Genomic DNA, 4,129 nt, shown 5'->3' with positions numbered 1-4,129 from the left:
GAGAAACTAACGCTCGCCCAGGGCAAGCGCCAGACGCTGACCGTGCCGCTGGTTGCCAAAACCGCCGGCAACGCCTCGATCACCGTCAAGCTCGCCCATGCCGACGGCACCGAGGTCGAGCAGACGCTCTATGTGCCGGTGCGGCCGGCGCAGCTGCCGGTCACCACCCGGCTGGTGGTCGACCTCAAGCCCAATGTCGGCGCCCTGCGCGTCGACAAGGAACTCCTGGCGGCAAGCCTGCTCGACGGCGCTTCGGTGAGCGTCGGCGTTTCGCAGGCGGCGGCCTTCGACGTGCCGTCGCTGCTTATGACGCTCGACCGCTACCCCTATGGCTGCGCCGAGCAGACCACCAGCCGCGCCCTGCCGCTGCTCTATGTCAATGAGTTGGCTTCGGGCATCGGCATGGCCAGCGATCCGGACCTGCATGGCCGCATCCAGGACGCCATCTACAAGGTGCTGAGCTACCAGGCCTCGGCCGGCAGCTTCGGCCTGTGGGGTCCCGGCTCCGGCGATCTCTGGCTCGACGCCTATGTCAGCGACTTCCTGACCCGGGCGCGCGAGCAGAAATACGACGTGCCGGCGCTGGCGATGAACCAGGCGCTGAGCAACCTGCAGAACTCGCTCGGCTATGACCAGGACGTCCAGGACCGCGGCAGCGAGATCGCCTACGCGCTCTATGTGCTGGCCCGCAACAAGAAGGCTTCGATCGGCGATCTGCGCTATTACGCCGACACCCAGCTCGAAGCCTTCACCAGCCCGATGGCCGTCGCACAGCTTGCGGCGAGCCTTGCGCTCTATGGCGACGCGCAGCGCTCGGAAGCCACCTTCCAGACCGCGCTGCGGCTGGCGAAGGGGGCCACCGAGTACGATTACTACCGCTCCGACTATGGCTCGCCGCTCCGCGACGGCGCGGCGATCCTGGCGCTGGCCGCCGAATCGAAGCCGGTGCCGACCATTGTGCCGGCGTTGATCAAGCTGGTGGCCAGGGCGCGCGCCGATGCCCGCTGGACGAGCACGCAGGACGAGTCCTGGATGCTCCTGGCGGCGCGGGCGCTGAAGGAGGGCAATGATTCCATCACGCTCTCCGTCAACGGCGCGCCGCATGCCGGCGGCTATTCCGACCGCTTCAGCGGCAGCGACATCGCCGACAGCCCGCTCACCATCGCCAACACCGGCAAGACGCCGCTGCAGGCGGTGGTCACCACGGTGGCCTCGCCGGTCGAGACGCTGCCGGCCGACGGCGACGGCTTCACCATCGATCGCACCTACTACAGGCTCGATGGCACCGAGGCCAACGTCACCGAGGTCAAGCAGAACGAACGCTATGTCGTCGTGCTCAAGGTCTACGAGCAGAACAGCTGGCCCTCGCGGCTGCTGATCACCGACCTGCTGCCGGCCGGCTTCGAGATCGACAATCCGGGCCTGGTGTCCAGCGCCCAGCTGTCGAACTTCTCCTGGCTGGCGCAGACCGACGCCGCTCATCTAGAGTTCCGCGACGACCGCTTCGTCGCGGCCTTCAACCCGAACGATGGCGACGGCGACCGCAACATCACGCTGGCCTACGTCGTGCGCGCGGTAACGCCCGGCACCTATGCCCATCCGGCAGCAACGGTGGAGGATATGTACCGGCCGCAATACTCGGCCCGCACCGCCAGCGGCATGATGGAGGTCAAGGCGCCGTAAGCGCCTTGATAGACGTGGCGATGGCGCTGCCCCTCATCCGCCTGCCGGCACCTTCTCCCCGTATAGAGACGGGGAGAAGGTGGCTGTCGCGAATTTCTCCGCCTATTCCGCACCGTTGGCGATTGGCGAAACCAACGGCAACAGCCCCTTTCTCCCCGTTTCTATACGGGGAGAAATGTCCGGCAGGACAATGAGGGGCGGCGCTATGCTTTCCAGAAAATTCCTGCGACGCAGCGCCATAGCCGCAGCTTGTTGCGTCGGCGTTGTTGCCCTTTCCACAGCCACCCTCTGGCAGCTCGACCGCGCCTATCCGCCGCCGCTGCCAGAAAAACTGGCAGTCTCCACCGAGGTGCAGGACCGCGACGGCCAGTTGCTGCGCGCCTTCGCCACGCCCGACGGCTACTGGCGGCTCGAAACCCGTCTCGACCAGGTCGACAAGCAGTTCGTCGACATGCTGGTCGCCTATGAGGACAAGCGCTTCTGGGACCATGACGGTGTCGATGTGCTGGCCCTATGCCGGGCCGCCGGCCAGTTCGTCAGCAACGGCCACATCGTCTCCGGCGGCTCGACCCTGTCGATGCAGCTTGCCCGGCTGATCGAGCCGCGCGACAGCCGCAGCCTCGGCTCCAAGATCAAGCAGATGCTGCGCGCCATCCAGATCGAGCGGCGACTTTCCAAACGCGAGATCCTCGAACGCTATCTGACGCTGGCCCCCTACGGTGGCAATCTCGAAGGCGTTCGCGCCGCCTCTCTCGCCTATTTCGGCAAGGAGCCGAAGCGGCTGACGGTCTCGGAAGCCGCTTTGCTCGTCGCCCTGCCGCAACTGCCGGAGAAGCGGCGGCCCGACCGCAACCTCGACATCGCGCATGCCGCGCGCGACCGCGTGCTGACGCGCATGGTCTCGGCCGGCCTGCTCGGCGACCGGGAAGCCGCGCGCGCTGCGCTGGACGATGTCTCCGGCCTGCGCCGCAAACTGCCGGCGCTGGCCGCGCATGCCGCCTATGCCATGCTGCCCAAGGCCGAGCCGAGCAAGCCGCTGCAACTCACCATCCGCAGGAGCGTCCAGCAAGGACTGGAACAGGTGGCGAAGGAAGCCGCCGCCAGGCTCGGCCCGAAACTTTCCGTCGCCATGGTGCTGGCCGATGCCCGCACCGGCGACATCCTCGGCGAGGTCGGTTCGGCCGATTTCTTCGACGCCAGCCGCTCCGGCTGGATCGACATGACCAGGATCGTCCGCTCGCCGGGGTCGACGCTGAAACCGTTCATCTACGGGCTCGCCTTCGAGCAGGGCCTGGTCGCACAGGAGACCATCATCGAGGACAGCCCGGCGGATTTCGCCGGCTACCGGCCGAAGAATTTCGACATGGGCTATCAGGGCGACGTCAGCATCAGGCAGGCGCTGCAGCTCTCGCTCAACGTGCCGGCGATCCGGGTGCTCGACGCGGTCGGACCGGCCAGGCTGACGGCGCGCTTCCGCCAGGCCGGCGTCAACCCGGTGCTGCCGGTCAACGAGGCGCCGGGCCTGGCGATCGGCCTCGGCGGCGTCGGTGTGACCTTGCGCGATCTCGTCCAGCTCTATACGGGCCTCGCCAATGGCGGCAAGGCGCACACGCTGCATGACGGCACCGAGCCGGCCAACGCCGAACGCACCACCGCCACCATCCTCGACGACCAGGCCAACTGGCAGATCACCGACATATTGTCGGGCGTGAAGCCGCCCGAGGGCGCCTTGCAGCGCGGCATCGCCTACAAGACCGGCACCTCCTATGGCTACCGCGACGCCTGGTCGGTCGGTTTCGACGGCCGCTATGTGCTGGGCGTCTGGGTTGGCCGCGCCGATGCCGGCGCCGTGCCTGGTCTGTCCGGATACGTCTCGGCCGCGCCGATCCTGTTCGAGGGCTTCGTCCGCTCCGGCCTCGCCACCGTTCCGCTTCCCGGCCAGCCGGCCGGCGTCCGCCGCCCGAAACGCGACGAGTTGCCGGTGACGCTGGCGCGCTTCGGCGCCGGATCGGACGGGCTGGTGCAGGCAACGCCGGCCGAGCCCGCGCCGACGATCGTCTTTCCGCCCGACGGCGCGCGCGTCGACCTCGCCGCCAATTCGGCCGACGCCTCGCCGCTGGTGCTGAAGCTGCAGGGCGGCCGCGCGCCCTTCCGCTGGCTGGCCAACGGCAAGCCGCTGTCCGGCATCGACCGGCGCCGCACCGCCACCTGGCTGCCCGACGGCGCCGGCTATTCGACGCTCACCGTGATCGACGCCGCCGGCCGCGCGGCAAGCGTGAAGGTTTTCGTTGAATAGGATGCCGCAACCGATTCAGCGGATTGCGCTTCTTGGCCGGATGTCTGGCGCGAGGCCCCCCTCTCTGGCCTGCCGGCCATCTCCCCCTCAAGGGGGGAGATTATTCGCTTCGCCACCTTCGCCAATTTTCGACCTTAGAAAGGCGGGAGC

Annotated in this window: 1 protein-coding gene and 1 pseudogene; both read left to right on the top strand. The window is 67.9% G+C overall.

Going from position 1 to position 4,129, the window contains the following annotated elements:
• A pseudogene (locus EN738_RS31720) lies at positions 1-1,683 on the top strand (hypothetical protein); the annotation flags it as partial.
• A 205-nt stretch (positions 1,684-1,888) separates the two neighbouring features.
• Positions 1,889-3,979 carry a penicillin-binding protein 1C gene (pbpC, locus tag EN738_RS31710; RefSeq protein WP_245494830.1) on the top strand — a complete coding sequence of 697 codons (2,091 nt, stop codon included), beginning with the start codon at positions 1,889-1,891 and terminating at the stop codon, positions 3,977-3,979.
• Positions 3,980-4,129 lie beyond the last annotated feature (150 nt).

Origin of the sequence: Mesorhizobium sp. M4B.F.Ca.ET.017.02.2.1 (assembly GCF_003998955.1) — a bacterium.
In the GTDB taxonomy this organism is placed as follows: Bacteria; Pseudomonadota; Alphaproteobacteria; order Rhizobiales; family Rhizobiaceae; genus Mesorhizobium; species Mesorhizobium abyssinicae.
This window is presented reverse-complemented; position numbering and strand designations above follow the sequence as displayed.

Excerpts from the sequence above, each read along its gene's own strand:
- pbpC (WP_245494830.1), top strand. The coding sequence starts at position 1,889 with ATGCTTTCCAGAAAATTCCTGCGACGCAGCGCCATAGCCGCAGCTTGT.